This is a genomic window from Dermabacter jinjuensis (assembly GCF_902381725.1).
Taxonomy (GTDB): domain Bacteria; phylum Actinomycetota; class Actinomycetes; order Actinomycetales; family Dermabacteraceae; genus Dermabacter; species Dermabacter hominis.
Genome location: NZ_LR698963.1, coordinates 679,205 through 694,431, shown reverse-complemented (window position 1 = coordinate 694,431; position 15,227 = coordinate 679,205). Strand labels below are relative to the sequence as shown.

The 15,227-nt window shown below is 60.5% G+C and carries 13 protein-coding genes and 2 pseudogenes; 7 read left to right on the top strand and 8 right to left on the bottom strand.

The features are described from left to right. Positions 1-120: 120 nt before the first annotated feature. Positions 121-969 (bottom strand): annotated as a pseudogene (locus FXY94_RS03090) (IS3-like element ISAar45 family transposase). 172 nt (positions 970-1,141) lie between these two features. Here FXY94_RS03090 and FXY94_RS03085 point away from each other — a divergent pair. Continuing rightward, a complete protein-coding gene (locus FXY94_RS03085; RefSeq protein ID WP_147594882.1) occupies positions 1,142-1,717 on the top strand; it encodes a DUF3450 domain-containing protein in 576 nt (191 codons plus the stop codon). On the opposite strand, the gene FXY94_RS03080 is transcribed toward FXY94_RS03085, so the two are convergent. The 4 genes and pseudogenes from FXY94_RS03080 to FXY94_RS03070 all read right to left on the bottom strand — a co-directional run bounded on the left by FXY94_RS03080 (position 1,707) and on the right by FXY94_RS03070 (position 4,003). After that, positions 1,707-2,303, bottom strand: a complete 597-nt coding sequence (locus tag FXY94_RS03080; RefSeq protein WP_232049684.1) for a zinc-ribbon domain-containing protein — start codon at positions 2,301-2,303, stop codon at positions 1,707-1,709. The genes FXY94_RS03085 and FXY94_RS03080 overlap by 11 nt on opposite strands. A 3-nt stretch (positions 2,304-2,306) precedes the next feature. Next, a pseudogene (locus tag FXY94_RS11210) lies at positions 2,307-2,474 on the bottom strand (zinc-ribbon domain-containing protein); the annotation flags it as partial. 323 nt (positions 2,475-2,797) lie between these two features. Next, positions 2,798-3,010 carry a hypothetical protein gene (locus tag FXY94_RS03075; protein WP_016663558.1) on the bottom strand — a complete coding sequence of 71 codons (213 nt, stop codon included), beginning with the start codon at positions 3,008-3,010 and terminating at the stop codon, positions 2,798-2,800. Positions 3,011-3,073: 63 nt separating this feature from the next. Further along, entirely contained in the window at positions 3,074-4,003 is a 930-nt protein-coding gene (locus tag FXY94_RS03070) for a sugar-binding transcriptional regulator (RefSeq protein WP_016663557.1), read from the bottom strand. Positions 4,004-4,203: 200 nt separating this feature from the next. On the opposite strand from FXY94_RS03070, the gene FXY94_RS03065 reads away from it, so the two are divergent. The 6 genes from FXY94_RS03065 to FXY94_RS03040 are packed head-to-tail and all read left to right on the top strand — an operon-like array spanning position 4,204 to position 12,293. Next, positions 4,204-5,865, top strand: coding sequence for a ribulokinase (locus FXY94_RS03065; RefSeq protein ID WP_016663556.1), 1,662 nt, complete (start codon positions 4,204-4,206; stop codon positions 5,863-5,865). Positions 5,866-5,897: 32 nt separating this feature from the next. Further along, positions 5,898-7,619: a dihydroxyacetone kinase family protein gene (locus FXY94_RS03060; protein ID WP_016663555.1), complete on the top strand. Its 1,722-nt coding sequence runs from the start codon at positions 5,898-5,900 to the stop codon at positions 7,617-7,619. 40 nt (positions 7,620-7,659) lie between these two features. Continuing rightward, positions 7,660-8,700 carry an autoinducer 2 ABC transporter substrate-binding protein gene (locus FXY94_RS03055; protein ID WP_016663554.1) on the top strand — a complete coding sequence of 347 codons (1,041 nt, stop codon included), beginning with the start codon at positions 7,660-7,662 and terminating at the stop codon, positions 8,698-8,700. After that, positions 8,690-10,210, top strand: coding sequence for a sugar ABC transporter ATP-binding protein (locus FXY94_RS03050; protein WP_016663553.1), 1,521 nt, complete (start codon positions 8,690-8,692; stop codon positions 10,208-10,210). The genes FXY94_RS03055 and FXY94_RS03050 overlap by 11 nt, the downstream gene beginning before the upstream one ends. Continuing rightward, positions 10,207-11,256 carry an ABC transporter permease gene (locus FXY94_RS03045; protein ID WP_016663552.1) on the top strand — a complete coding sequence of 350 codons (1,050 nt, stop codon included), beginning with the start codon at positions 10,207-10,209 and terminating at the stop codon, positions 11,254-11,256. The genes FXY94_RS03050 and FXY94_RS03045 overlap by 4 nt, the downstream gene beginning before the upstream one ends. Continuing rightward, complete coding sequence (locus FXY94_RS03040; RefSeq protein ID WP_016663551.1) at positions 11,253-12,293, top strand: ABC transporter permease; 1,041 nt, start codon at positions 11,253-11,255, stop codon at positions 12,291-12,293. The genes FXY94_RS03045 and FXY94_RS03040 overlap by 4 nt, the downstream gene beginning before the upstream one ends. A 148-nt stretch (positions 12,294-12,441) precedes the next feature. Here the strand turns inward: FXY94_RS03040 and arsB are convergent, their stop codons facing one another. The 3 genes from arsB to FXY94_RS03025 all read right to left on the bottom strand — a co-directional run. Beyond that, complete coding sequence (gene arsB, locus FXY94_RS03035; protein WP_016663550.1) at positions 12,442-13,521, bottom strand: ACR3 family arsenite efflux transporter; 1,080 nt, start codon at positions 13,519-13,521, stop codon at positions 12,442-12,444. Positions 13,522-13,535: 14 nt separating this feature from the next. Next, a complete protein-coding gene (locus tag FXY94_RS03030) occupies positions 13,536-13,958 on the bottom strand; it encodes an arsenate-mycothiol transferase ArsC (protein WP_016663549.1) in 423 nt (140 codons plus the stop codon). Positions 13,959-14,329: 371 nt separating this feature from the next. Further along, on the bottom strand, positions 14,330-15,227 hold an 898-nt coding region (locus FXY94_RS03025), incomplete at its 5' end, for a YPDG domain-containing protein (RefSeq protein WP_016663548.1).

The window sequence follows — 15,227 nt, the reverse complement described above, 5'->3', positions numbered from 1 at the left end:
AAAAAGGTTCGGCAACGCAACCCCATCAACGCATAACAAATGATAGTCACCCAACAAGGGGTACTGCAAAAAAAACTAACTAGGGTCTGCTGAAGGTTTGGTTGACTCGGGTTTCCACTATTAGGCAGCCAAACCGACTACATCTCTCTTTATACCCTCACACTCGACCGGTGTCAACTTTCCCAGGCCCCGTGGTTTGCGTTTACGGTGAGACTTCGCTTCAACCCAGTGCACGATGGCGAGCCTGAGCTCTTGCCGGGTACGCCACGGCTGCCGATCAAGCACGTTCTTCTGCAACAAACTGAAAAATAACTCCATGGCTGCGTTATCCCCACACGCTCCATCGAACCTTTCAACTTGTGCTTCTTAAGCGCCTTCTGGAACTTCCGACTCCGAAATTGGCTTTCCCTATCGCTACGCGCCACCACGCCTTCTACCCAGCCACGCTGCATGAGCGCGTTCTCCAACGCTCGAACCGCGAGCGACGCTTTCATGCGGGAATCGATCGCGCACCCGGCACCCGCCCTCGGGGTCGTCCTCGTGGAGTTCACCCAATACTTGAATGATCTGCGCGTCAGCAATCTTTCGGGCAGACAACGGCTGTTTCAGCCATTGGTAATGCGCCTGCTTCGTAAACCCCAGCACCCGGCACGCCACCGCCACCGGCACTCGAATGCGGGCACCGGGCGCGGCCATCTCTTGGACGAGTGGGAACACTATTTTGGGGGCGTGATATGAATCTGCGACAAATACGCCGCCGCACGCCTGAGTACCTCGTTCTCCTGCTCGAGGAGCCGGTTCCGACGCATCAATTCACGAATCTGCGCATCCTCGCCCCGGGGTCACGTCTTTTGCTACCGGCAGGCCAGCGTCACGTCTGTCAGCATCAGCGACCCATTTCGACATTGCTGATCTCGAGATACCAAGATCGCGACACACCTCGCGTTGCGTGGCACTTGCCCGCACCAACGCGACGACATCTTACTTGAACTCTTCTGCGTACTTCATCACTAATCATTCTCCTTCACCCCACCCGCATGCACGAATGGACAGGAGTCAACCAACCCCTCAGCAGACCCCACGTTCTCCGGCAAAATCAGGTGCGCCTAGTGCGGGGTCTGGTACGGGTCGAAAACCTGGCATGCCGGCACCAAATACGAAAAACGCATCTGGCAGTGCAACCACAAATACGCAGGTGGAACCCCGTGTGCGACCCCCTCACGTCAGCGACGAACAAATCACCACCGCGTTCCTCGACGCCGTCCACCACTTCCTCGCCAGCCGGGACCAGGTCGACGAGCTGGTCGACAAGGCCGTACGAGCCGAACTGGACTCCACCGACCTTCATATCGAAACCGACCAACTCTTCGCGCGCGTCGGTGCGACCGCCGAGACGATCGACGCGCTGATAGCCCGCAACGCCCGCATCGCCCAAGACCAGGCCGAATACCAGAGCCGCTTCGACAAACTCACCAGCAAACACGCCACCCTCCTAGAGGAGTACCACCGGCTCCTCGACCAGATCAGCGACCTCGACAACCAGCAAGCCGCCTACTGCCACTACCAGGAAGAACTCGACAAACTCGACATCGACCACATCGAGTTCACCCCATACCTATGGCACACCCTCGTCGACCACGCCAAAATCAGCGTCGACTCCACCATTACCTCCACATTCAGGGACGCAAGGTCGCAGGCGATCACACTCAAGAACTGATCGTCTCAGCAATAACTGCGACATTGTGTACAGGGTTTTGGGCGCCGGAGTACACGGTGATTTCACGGTAGTTCGGGTGTGCGATGTTCAGCGAAGGGAGTGGGGCTTCACGGAGTCGAACAACAAGGAACCCATCTGCTAGGAGATCTACGGTCTTGACGCGATCAACGTCCGCTTTGTTGCGATGCCAGTACGAGCCGCCATATTCGATGGCGAATCGTTTCCCGGATGGAAGATCCACGCAAATATCAACAGTCCAGGAGGAGTGAGTCTGGAACTTTGCGGAATGAATGCGGGAACCAGATTTCGCATTTCCACAGTGCGCAAGAGCTGCTGAATAGTACTCGGTCTCGATCCGTGATTTTCCTGTTTCGATGCACTCCGGGCATTGCGACCCATTGACTCGCGCTGCGGGCATGGCTCGCCACACATGAGCCGGATCGTTTTTGCATACCCAAAGGGGTGGCTCAGCCAGTTGCGAGGTGTTCGGACGGATCTCCCACGGCGAGAGCGGATTGTCTGGCGACCATTCCTCGGCAACCTCTGGATAGTGGTATGCCAGCGAATCAAGGATTGTATGGCACACCGGGCAGCGCCACCGCTCATATTTATCGCGTTCTCGGGGAGTGGCTTGGAACTCATGTCCGCAGACGGGGTCACGCCACCAGACCATGCGACGGGACTCGGGAGAGACGTCCGCAAGGCGCAAATTGCCATTCTTGGTGGGGTGCCACTGGCTGCTGATCTCTGGTGTCAACCTACTCGCGGAGGGATCGGCTGCCGCAGCATCCGCATTTGCTTTCCTGGTCTTAATTGCCTTGCAAGCAGAACAGCCCCCAAACAGATAGCTGAGAGGTTGACGCGTGTTTCGGTGACCAGCAGGACACCGGAATCTATAACCCGAACCCCAGTGGTTCTCGTCGACTCGAACACCCTCAGGAGGGAGGTCGTCGTCCCAAGCGGCCAACAGCTCGGGTACATCAGCGATAGTCTTACCTGCAAAAGAAGCTCTTTTCTCTTCCCAGGCGACCCGCCGGATCTCCTGACACTCAGGACAGGAGAAATAGTCATTCGTGACATCTAGGATGCGAGCCTTGAACGAATGCCCTTCAGGGCAGGTCCACCGCGCTTCTCGTATACGGCGGCCGTACGGCCACTAATACCGAAGCATCGAAGAAGTCCGCGCACAAACTCCTGAGCCTCGCCCTTCTCATAACCCTCCGCATCACGCCAATCCGACACAAACGCGCCCGCGCGATTGCGGATATCGGAAAGAACGAGAGGCTTCGGCATGGCAGCTCCAGGGCGCGGTAACGATACTGTCTGCATCTACGTTACCGGGCAGCCTCGCTCGCCCTAATGCGCGTCGAGAAGAGCCTCGGCCGTGTCGCGGTCGGTCACAAGGCCCGTGATGAGGCCGGTGCGAGCCGCACCGAGAATGGCCGACACTTTCTTTGCCCCCGCGGCGACCGCAATGACGCGGGGGGTTTGGCTCAAGTGGTGAGTTTCGAGAGTCATGCACATTCTGGTGACTTCGGGAGCGAGGACCCTGCCGGTCTCGTCAAACCAGATGCCTGCGAGTTCGCCGGCGGGCTTGACCTGATCGAGCCGTGCCCTCACCGAGGGCGGGAATTCGCGATAGAGCTGCGTTTCTTTGTGTTCCCATGAGCCGATCGACACGAGGGCCGTGTCAAGGTGTTCGAATTGCCCGCGCACATAGGAGTGGGTTTCGAAGAGCTGGCGGCGCATTTCGGGCGAACGCACGTAGAAGGGAACCGGGAGGTCGTGGATGTAGCCGTTGGCGCTGAGAACAGCCTCGCGGATGTTGTCGATTGGCGACGACGCATGTGCGGCCGCTAGGGCGCCAGAAATCTGGATGACGGTGATGGGAGGAAGGTGTCGGAGGTTCTTCGCGACCTCGGCCACCGTCCGCCCCCACCCGAGGCCCAGGTTATCCCCGGGTTTCACGAGTTCGCCGAGCAGTTGCGCTCCCATTGATCCGAGCTGCGTGCGCACGTCGGTGTCTGTGCCGTTGGAGCCGATTACCCGCACGTAGCGGAGGCCGAGGTGGCTCGCGAGGGGCTCGGAGAGCATGGGCAGATCAGTGGACGGATCGATGATCTCAAGGCGAATGATGCCTTCTTCGCGGCCCTTGGCGAGGAGCCGTGCGATGCGAAACCGCGAGATGCCGAACTCTTTGGCGAGCTGCACCTTGGAGACGTCTTCGAGGTAGTGGCGGCGCGCGAGAGACGCAATCAATTGCGGCTCGGGCAACTCGGCATCCATCGGTGCCTCTCTCCTCAAACGTCCTGGTCTGGTCAGGCGCCTGGCCTGCTCCACGCACTTTACCGTGATTGACATGGGTCACACTAAGGGCTAGTGTGCTCATGTGAGCGGCCTAGAGCGCTCATTTGAGCATACGTCACGCTGGGGCAGCGGGCCACCCGCCCGAGGCCCTCGCACACACCCACTCGAAGAGGAGTGACATGGCAGAAAGCAGCACATACGCGATTGGCGTCGACTTCGGAACCGAATCCGCACGTTCAGTCTTGGTGCGGCTTGCCGATCGCGCGGAAATCGAAACCGCGACCCACCTCTACGAACACGGCGTGATGACCGAAACGCTCGCCGCCTCGGGGGAAAAGCTCGCCCCCAACACCGCACTGCAGGATCCCGACGATTACCTCGTCGCCCTCGAAAAGGTCGTGCGCGCCGTTGTCGACCGAAGCGGCGTGGATCCTGAGCAGATCGTTGGCCTCGGTGTTGACACCACCGCCTGCACGATCGTGCTGACAGACGACGATCTCGTTCCGCTCCCGCGCTCCCCGCGCTGGAAGAAACACCCACTGGCCTACGCGCGGCTATGGAAGCATCACGCCGCGCAAAGCCACGCCGAAGAAATCAACCGTGCCGCCGAAGCCGAAGGCGGCCTCTTCCTGCCGCAATACGGAGGGCGCCTTTCATCCGAATGGGTGCTCCCGAAAGCCCTGCAAACCCTCCGCGACGATCGAGAGGTGTACGACGCTACCTCGCGCATCATCGAGCAAGAGGATTGGATCGTCTCGACGCTCGTGGGCACGGAGGTGCGCGGAGCGTCCGTCGCAGGCTTCAAAGGCAACTACCGCGAAGAAGCGGGGGGTTACCCCTCCCCCGAGTTCCTCAATTCGCTCGAACCCGGCTTCGCGGGCGTTCTCGACAAACTGGGGCACGAATTCCTCACCCCGGGCGAAAGCGCTGGGACGCTCACCTCTGAGTGGGCCACGCGGCTCGGGCTCGACACTCACGTCACCGTTGCCGCCGGCAACATCGATGCGCATGCCGCCTTCCTCGGTGCTGGCGCCGCCCAGCCCGGAACCATGGTCGCCGTCATGGGCACGAGCGTGTGCAACCTCGTCGTTTCCAAAGAGCACCGCACCCCGCGGGGAATCCAGGGAGTCGTCAAGAACGGCATCCTGCCCAACCACTGGGCTTACGAAGCGGGCCAAGCGGGCTTCGGGGACACCTTCGGGTGGTTCGCCCGCAACATGACCTCGGCCGACATCGCCGACCTCGCCTCCATTTCAGCGACCTCCACCTTCGAAGTCCTTGAGTCGAAAGCCAAGGCGCTTCAACCCGGCGGCTCTGGCCTCATCGTCCTGGATTGGATGAACGGCAACCGCTCCACGCTCATTGACTCGAACCTCTCCGGGGCTATCGTCGGACTCACCCTCGACACGCGCGACTACCACATTTACCGCGCGCTCCTCGAAGGTGCGGCCTTCGGGCAGCGGATCATCCTCGAAGCATTCGAAGAGGCCGAGGTTCCGATCGACCGCTTCATCGTGTGCGGCGGAATCCCCGCCAAGAGCCCCCTGCTCATGCAGATCCTGGCCGACGTCATCGGAATGCCGGTCGAGGTGTCGTCCTCCGCGAACACCTCCGCCCTGGGTGCGGCCCTCCACGGTGCCATCGCCGCAGGTGAACTGACCTGGGAGAGCGCCGGCAAAGCCGAGTCAGCGATCGCGACCGTTTACCGACCCAACCCCACCGCCCACGAGGCCTACAACGAGATCTACACCCACTACCGTGCAATTCACGACACCTTCGGGATTGACCAACGCTCCCTCATGCACAGCTTGCGAGAAATCCAGGCCAACTCCACCCACTAACCGCGCCCACACCACAAGGCAAAGGAGCCGACATGCGAAAGATCATCAACTCACCCGAGAACTTCGTCGATGAGGTCATCGACGGCATCCTGCTCGCCCACGGCGACAAGCTCCGGGCAGCCGACCCCAACCGCCGTGCGATCGTTCGCACAGATGCGGGCACGGGCGGCAAGGTCGGCATCGTCACGGGCGGCGGCTCCGGCCACCTCCCCCTCTTCCTCGGCTACGTCGGGCAGGGCCTCGCCTCGGGCGTTGCCGTCGGCAATGTCTTTTCCTCGCCCTCGCCAGAGCAGATCCATGCCGCAACCGTGGCAAGTGACGACGGCGCCGGCGTGCTCTACCTCTACGGCAACTACGGCGGCGACGTATACACGTTCGACCTCGCGGCCGACATGTGTGAAGGCGACGGGATTCGCACGCGCACCGTACTCGGGACCGACGATCTCCTCTCCGCGCCGCCCGAGCGCGCCGAAACCCGCCGCGGCGTCGCGGGTCTCTTCTTCGCCTACAAAACCGCGGGTGCCGCTGCCGAACGCGGCGACAATCTCGACCAGGTTGCCGAGATCGCCCAACGCACATGCGACCGTACACGCACAATGGGCGTCGGCCTCTCCCCCACAATCTTGCCGGCCGCCGGTGAACCCACCTTCACCCTCGACGAAGGCGAAATGGAAATTGGAATCGGCATCCACGGTGAACCTGGCCAGCACCGCGGTCCCCTCGAAACCGCCGACGAAATTACCGACCGCTTCACCACGGAGCTGCTTCGCGAGCTTCCCGTGGGCGAAGGGGACGAACTTGCCGTGCTGGTCAACGGACTCGGCGCAACTCCGCTCGAAGAGCTCTACGTGATTTATCGCCGTCTCCACGCGACCATCACCGAGCGCGGCGCACGCCTCACCCACGTCTACATCGGCGAGTACGCCACAAGCCTCGAAATGGCGGGCGCCTCCGTTTCACTGTGCCACCTCGACGATGAGCTATCCGAACTTCTCTCGGCTCCCGCCGATTCTCCCTTCTTCGAGCAAGCCGCCGGCTCGGCCCACGGTGCTCACGCGGAGCCTACGGAAGCACAAGCAAAGGATGTGCCCGTCGCGCGCGCGACCACTGCACGCGACATCACGACGGTCGATAATCCCGGTCCCGCACGAGAGCTCCTTCTCGGCGTCACAGCGACGCTGCCTTCCCATGCGGAGGAGCTTCGCGAACTCGATGCCGCACTCGGCGACGGTGACCTTGGTATCACCGTATCCTCCGGCGCACGCGCCGTTCACGAAGCTCTGACCGCGCTTCCCGAAAATGCGGCAGTACACGAAGTCCTCCGCACCGCAGGAACGGCCTTCGCCTCCGCGAACCCCTCGACCTTTGCGGCGCTTCTCGGCGGAGGAACACTCGCTGCTGCCACGGCAGTCGCCAAAGATGATGAAGAGGGCGATACACCCGTTGTTGCCCTCTCGGCCCTTATCTCGCGCATCGCAGAGCGCGGCGGTGCCGACATCGGTGACAAGACAGTCCTCGACGTTCTCGATGCAGTGCTGCACAGTTTCGAAGACTCCGCGGGCCAGACGCTCCAGGAGCGCGTTGACCAGGCCGTTAGCCTCGCGCGTGATGTCGTTGAAAAGTCTGCCTCCCTACCCTCGCGACGCGGCCGTGCCGCCTGGGTAGGCGAGCGCTCCATCGGCCATAAAGATCCAGGCCAGGTTGCGGCATTGCGTTTCCTCGAAGCCCTTGCCGCAACAGTCCACGACAACTAACCCCCTTTCCTGATCCCCACCATTTTCAAAGGAGAAAACAATGAACGCTGAATTCGCCCCAAGTCGCCGCGCCATGCTTTTCGCATCGCTCGGTATCCTCGCAATCCCCTCCCTCGCCGCGTGTGGAACCACCCAGGGCGGAACGAGCGGCGGTGAGGGCGGTGGCAATGCCGCCGGCGCCATGGTCACCGTTCCCAAACTCACCGGTATCGCGTGGTTCAACCGCATGGAAGAAGGCGTCAAGGAATACGCCAAGAAAACGAGCGAAAACGCCTACTACCAGGGTTCATCCGAAGCCGATGCCGCGGCACAGGTTAAGGTTCTTGAAGACCTCATCGCCTCGAAGGTCGCTGCGATTTGCGTGACGCCTTTCCAGCCCGATGCTGTCGAGCAAACGCTCAAGAAGGCAATGGACGCTGGCATTAAGGTCGTGACCCACGAAGCTCCGTCCATCAAAAACGCTGACTATGACGTTGAAGCGTTCAAGAACGCTGATTACGGCATCAACCTCATGAAGCTCCTCGCGGAAAAGATGGGCAACAAGGGCGAATACGCGATCATGGTGGGCTCGCTCTCCTCCACCACGCACATGGAGTGGGTCAACGCCGCCAAGGAGTACCAGGAGAAGAACTTCCCGGAGATGAAGCAGGTTGGCGATTTCGTCGAAACAAGCGACGATTCCCAAAAGGCCTACGAGGCCATGCAAGAGCTCCTTTCGGCTCACCCGAACCTCGCAGGTGTGCAGGGTTCCGCCTCGACTGACGTCGTTGGCGTGGGCCAGGCAGTAGATGAGGCAGGACTTCAGGACAAAATCGCCGTGGTTGGTACATCCACCCCGAAGGACACCAAAGACCTTCTTGAAAGTGGCGCGATCGACGTGATCCAGTTCTGGGATCCGGGCCACGCTGCGTGGGCTCAAAACGCCATCGCCAAGCTTCTCCTCGACGACAAGAAAGTTGAAGAAGGCACTGACCTCGGCATCGACGGTTACGGCAAGATCACCATCGAAGACAAGGTCGTGTACGGCGACAATGCCTGGATCAACGTGACCAAGGACAACGCCGGCGACTATGACTACTAAACCCGTACACGCTACTGACGCGAACGGTGAGGCTGCCGTTCGCGTCAGCGGCATCTCAAAAACGTTCGGAACCGTCAAGGCCCTCAACGACGTTTCACTCACCCTGCGCCAGGGAACCGTGCACGCGCTCGTCGGTGAAAACGGATCCGGAAAGTCCACCCTGACCAAAATTATTGCGGGGGCCTACTCCCCGGATTCAGGAACGATCGAACTCGAAGGCAACGTCATCGAGTCCGTCACCCCGCGCGATGCTTTGGCTCACGGCGTTCGCGTGATCTACCAGGATTTCGCCCTTTTCCCGAACATGACCGTCGCTGAGAACATCAGTTTCGACGGATCGAAAGCCCCCGTCGGAATTGTTCCCTCTCGCGAAGCCCGCGCACGCGCGAAAAAAGCACTGGCCACGCTCGGGATGACCATTTCGCCGAACACGCGTCTCGGCGACCTTTCGACGGCTGAACGTCAGCTCGTTGCAATTGCCCGCGCCGTTTCTGCGGACGGCCGCATCATCCTCATGGACGAGCCCACTGCGGCTCTGACCCAAGATGAGATCGACTCCTTCCTCGAAACTGTGCGTCACCTCGCGACGCAAGGCATGAGCTTCATCTTCATTTCGCACAAGCTGCGCGAGGTAGTCGAGATTGCTGATGACGTTACGGTAATCCGCGACGGCAACCTCATCGCAACAGGCCCCGCGGCTGATTACGATCTGGAACGTATTTCGAAACTCATGACGGGAACCGACGTTCTCAATGAGCGCCGCGAGAGCGCATGGGAGCGCGCCGAACAACCGATTGTGGCAGCTCGAGGGATAAGCCTTGGCCACGAGTTCCACGATATTAATCTCGAGCTTCACCCCGGCAGGATCCTCGGGCTTTCAGGACTCGTCGGCTGCGGAAAGATCGAGATTGGCCTCGCCCTCGCCGGTCTCATCAGCTGCGATAAAGGCACTATTGAGCTCAACGGCAAGCCAACGAAGGATCTTCGCTCAAAGAAGGAGATCCAATACGTGCCCGACGACAGGCTCACTGAAGGGCTCTTCCTCGACTGGTCGATCGCCGACAACATGACTGTCAACAACCTGCACAACGTGCGTGGAAAAAGCGGTCTCATCTCTGCGCGCTCAATCATGGCGAGTGCGAAAGAGTGGCGTTCGCGATTGCGCATCAAAGCCCCGAGCGTGAGCGCACCAGCCTCGTCGCTCTCCGGTGGTAACCAACAGCGAGTGCTGCTTGCCCGCACTCTCGCGCCACGGCCCAAAGTCGTCATCATCAATAATCCGACCGTAGGTGTCGATGTGGGTTCTCGCGCCGACATTCACGATCTCATCCGGTCGGTTGCTGATGAGGGAACCGCCGTTCTTCTCGTATCCGATGAACCTGCGGAGCTCATGAGCCTGTGCGACGAAATCGCCTTCGTGGTGCAGGGCAAGATCGTGAAACAAGCGGAGGCTACCGAGCTCACCGAGGAAAACATCATCGATATCAATGGTCAAAGGAGTCAGGTATGAGTTCTGTGGCTGAAACTCAGGCAACGCAGTCACCAGACAGGTCGTGGCTCGCAACCCTGCTCGCTAAGCGTGAACTGCTCCTCGGCATCGTCATCGTGGTGACATGCATCGTGTTTGCTCTCGGAAACCCCACGTTCCTCTCTGCCGCGCATCTTTTCGGCATCGGCCGATCCGCAGTTGTCGTTGGAATCATGGCGCTTGGGGTTCTTCTGGTGCTGCTCACCGGCGGCATCGACGTGTCGGTCTCAGCGATCGCTGTGTCATCCATGTACCTGACGACGGTGACACTTCAAGCCATCGACTTTCAGGGCACATTCCTCGTGGCAATCGCCCTCGCCGTTCTCATCGGGGCCATCCTCGGTCTCATCAACGGCGTCCTTGTCGCGTGGCTCAAGCTCCCCTCGATGATCGTCACGATCGGCACGCTCACCCTGTACCGAGGCGGGCTTTTGGCGTTCGTCGGAACCGAACGAATCCGCAGCCTGCCCGCGCAAATGTCTGATTTCGCGCGCGCCCAGCTCTTCACCACGCAAAGTGCTGGGCGCACGGTTTCGCTCCACGCGAGTGTCCTCATTCTCATCGTGCTCGCGGTCGTGCTTGCGTTCTTGCTGCACCGTCTGTGGTGGGGCCGCTATATCTACGCGATCGGTGACGATGAAGAGGCGGCAAAGCGCATGGGGGTTAAGGTCAACCTCATTCGCACCTCCGCGTTCATCGTGTCGGGTGCCACCGCGGGATTGGCAGGCCTGTTCTATGCCGCCATGAACCGCGCCGCGGACCCTTCGACATTCACGGGGCTGGAGATGACGGTACTTGCCGCCGTGGTTCTCGGTGGTGCCGCAGTCACGGGAGGTCGCGGCAGCGTTCTCGGCACGATGCTCGGCGTCCTCCTCATCACCGTCGTAGGCTCGAGCCTCGTGCTCGTTGGAATTCCCGCGGCGTGGCAAGACCTTTTCATCGGTGCGTTCTTGCTCTTCGGAGTGTGCGTGCCGGCAATTCGCGACCGCCGTGTTGAACGCCGGCGAGGAATGGTGGTGACAGAATGAACGACGCTCGTCTCGGGCCTCGCGCCCAAGTGTGGACTCTCATCGCACTCGTCGTTGTACTCGCAGTGTCGCTCAGCATCATGGCGCCACACACCTTCCCGACGATTCTCAACATGCAGAGCATGATGGGACAGATCGCGCCGCTGGGGATGCTCGCGATCTGCATCGGGATCACCTTCCTTATTGGCGGCATTGACCTGTCAGTTGTGGCAGTAGCAAATACGGCTGCGATCACTGCCGCGCTCGTAGGCGAGGCCCTCCTGCCGTCAATGGGCTCGACGCTGGCGACTGTCCTCGCCAGTATCGCCGCCCTCGTCGTCGGAGCCGCTGCAGGTGCGATCAACGGGTTCCTTATCGCCACGCTGCGCGTGCACCCGATCCCTATCACGCTCGGCACCATGAGCGTGTACCTCGGCATCAGCACGGGTCTCACGAAAGGCGCGACCGTGTACGGAAGCGGGAACGCGGGGATTATCGCAACAACAACAGTGGCGCTCATGCCCATGTCATTCGTGATCTTCCTGCTGCTGCTTGCCGGTTTCACCCTCGTGACGTTGAAAACCCGCTTCGGTTTCCACATGTACACGATCGGTGAATCAAACAAGGTGGCACGCTTCGCCCGCATCCCCGTGGACCGCACGATCCTCGTGGTCTATGCCTCCTCAGGGGTGCTTGCTTCGATCGCGGGACTTCTCATGTTCGCGTCAACCAACGCAGCGAACGTGTCGTTCGCCAGCTCCTACCTCATGCAAGCCATCTTGATTGCCGTGATCGCCGGTATGGACCCCTACGGCGGCGCCGGCCGTCTGTGGATGATCGCCATCGGAGCGATCGCCATGCAAGAACTCCAAACCGGTATCAACATGGTCCTTGGCTCCTGGTCAGGTTCAGCCTTCGCCTCCAACTTCGTATGGGGCGTACTTCTGATTGCTGTTCTCGGCTTCAGCACCTGGCTCAGTCACCGTAAACGTTATGCGCGTGAGGAAGAGGCGGAGAAGGCTCTCGACACCGATACGTCAGCACCAGCCCCCGCTTAGACGCTAGCGGCGCTAATTTCTCGAAGGGTCTTGCCTCAGTCTTGAGGTGAGGCCCTTCGGCCGTCAGGTCCACGACATCGACTGCGCAACACCTTGAGTAGCCGGTCGAAGCCCTACCCGGCTCGCGCCACCGCTCATGGCTCGCAGATCAGGCGCCGTGCGTGACGCGCGGTAGCGTCGGATCCCCCGGGAAGAGGCGGGGCCCCACGGCGCGCATCACGTACACGAGCGCAACCAGCACGGGAATCTCCACCATCGGCCCGATCGTGCCCGCGAGAGCCTCGGACGATGCCGCCCCGAAAGTTCCGATTGTCACGGCGATCGCGAGCTCAAAATTGTTTCCGGCAGCGGTGAAAGCTGTGGAGGCACTCTGCGCATAGTTCATTCCCGAAGCGCGGGCGACGATAAGCGAGATTCCAAACATGAGCACGAAATAGGCGAGCAGTGGCAAGGCAACACTTGCGACGCTCCAGGGGTGCTGCAGGATCTGCCGGCCCTGGAGGCAAAACAGCACCACGATCGTGTAGAGCAACCCGATCATTGCGAGTGGCGAGACCTTTGGGAGAAAGGAATTCTCGAACCATTCCCGGCCTTTGTATCGCTCACCGAGGATGCGTGAAAGCACGCCGAGGGCGAGCGGGATGCCGAGGAAAATGAGCACGCTTTTCGCGATCGCCGCGAAGGAGAAGTGCACACTGGTGGTATCAAGCCCCAGCCATCCCGGGAGGACCTGCAGGTAAAACCAGCCGAGCACCGAGAACATGAGGAGCTGGAACACGGAATTGATCGCCACGAGAACGGCCGTTGCTTCACGGTCCGCGCACGAAAGATCGCTCCACACAAGCACCATGGCGATACAGCGCGCGAGACCCACGATCACAAGACCGGTTCTTAGCTCTGGCTCATTCGGCAGAAACACCCACGCGAGGGTGAACATCAGGAGTGGACCCAGGATCCAGTTGAGAAGCAGCGAGAGGATCATGAGCCGCCTGTCGCGCACGATTTCCCTCGCTTTTTCAAACCGCACCTTCGCCAAAGGCGGGTACATCATGACGAGGAGGCCGAGAGCGATCGGCAGCGAAATGTCGCTAATTTTTACGTGGTTGAGCACTTCCGCGGTTTGCGGAACCCATACGCTCAGCGCAATTCCCACGCCCATCGCCACAAGGATGAAAAGCGGCAAAAGGCGGTCAAGAATGGACAGCCGAGGTGCGGCAGTATCCTGCACAATTGTCCTTTCGCTTACTCGGCGCTTGCGGTCAGCTCTGCAAGCAGGGCCTGCACGCGTCGGTCAATATCGTCGCGGATAAGAGCCATGCGCTCCTCCCCTTCGACTCCGCGCAGGGATGGTTCGTCGATATCCCATTTTTCAATAGTGCCGCGCATTCCTTCGATCGGTTCGACGTGCGCGTCTCCACCCACAATGATGGTGCGGTTTGCGGTGCGCAGGATGTTTGGGTCGATCGGCTTCGGGAATTCCCCGTCAAAATTTCCTCCGACGGTTGCCACGCTTGCGCGAGAAGCTTCATTGAGCGCCGTTCCCGGCTTCGTACCCGCTGAATGCACCTCGATCGCACCGTGTGCATGGTGACGCATGAGTGCTGCTGCCATTTGGCTCTTGCCGCCGTTTTTCACGCACACGAACAGCACGCTTGGTGCATTCATGCTTTCCCTCCTCGCAGTAGTGACCGGGCTCCGATCATTCTAGGAGGTGTCGTTCGGTCTCGACGAGCGGCCGGCCCGGTGCGCGTCGGGGCGCACCACCCTGCGAGGCTCCGACGCTTTCTTCACTTCAGCTGCGTTCGTGGGTGAATCCTCGTGCCGGCAATGGGCTCGATTATGGCGACCTTCCAGGGAATGCTTCTGGTCGCTGTCCGCAGCTTCAGCACCTGACTGGGCTGCGCTCTCCGGAGTACCCGCGCGTTTCGGTGGTGGCTATGGGTGGTCGGTTTTCTTCGTGTTAATGATTAGTGAGGGTGAGATCGCGATGCGATCTCACCCTCACTAGTTATGCCGGTCTATTACCGGTTAGGCGATCAGTTCTCTTCGCCTTCGCGGCGGCGGCGCGAGAACACGAGGCCCAGGCCTGCTGCGATGAGAGCAGCCGCAGCACCAGCCACACCTGCAACCTCAGCACCGGTCCTGGGCAGCGGCACCCTCTTCACAGGGCCGTTGCCGTTCGAAGTGCCAGGCTTCGGCTGAGCAGTGCCGTTGTCGTTGCCTCCGGGCGCGGGCTGTTCCGCAGGAGCCTCAGGCTTCTCAACAGTCACCGTGACCGTATCGATTACCTTGCCGTCCTTGTCCTTGACGACAACAGTGACCTTGTCACCGGGCTTAGCGTCATCGTTGATGTCGACAACCAGGTTGCCGTCCTCATCGATCTCAGCCTTACCGGGGCCTTCGGTCTCAACGGTCGAGCCCTCCGGAACCTTGCCACCCTCGTTCGGGATCACAACGTTCTCGCCAGGCTTACCGCTGTTGTCCTTCCAGTCCGGCTTTTCGGCCGGCTTGTCTGCAGGCTTCTCAACCTCGACGACCACACGGTCGATCTCGTTGCCGTCCTTGTCCTTGACAATGACAACAACCTTGTCACCGGGCTTGGCATCCTTATCGATGTCGACAGTGATCTTGCCGTCCTCATCGATCTCAGCCTTGCCGGGGCCTTCCGTCTCAACGGTGGTGCCGTCTTCAACGGGGCCACCGGTGTTCGGAATCTCGACCTTGTCGCCAGGCTGACCCTTGTCGTCATTCCAGTCCGGCTTCTCAGCAGGAGCCTCAGGTTCTTCAACCGTGACGGTGACGTCAACGGTGTCCTTCGAACCATCCGGGTAAGTCACCACAACCGGAACGGTGATCTTGTCACCCGGCTTCGCATCCCCAGGGATGGTAACCGTGATCTCACCAGTGTCCTTGTCGATGGTCACACCACCAGGA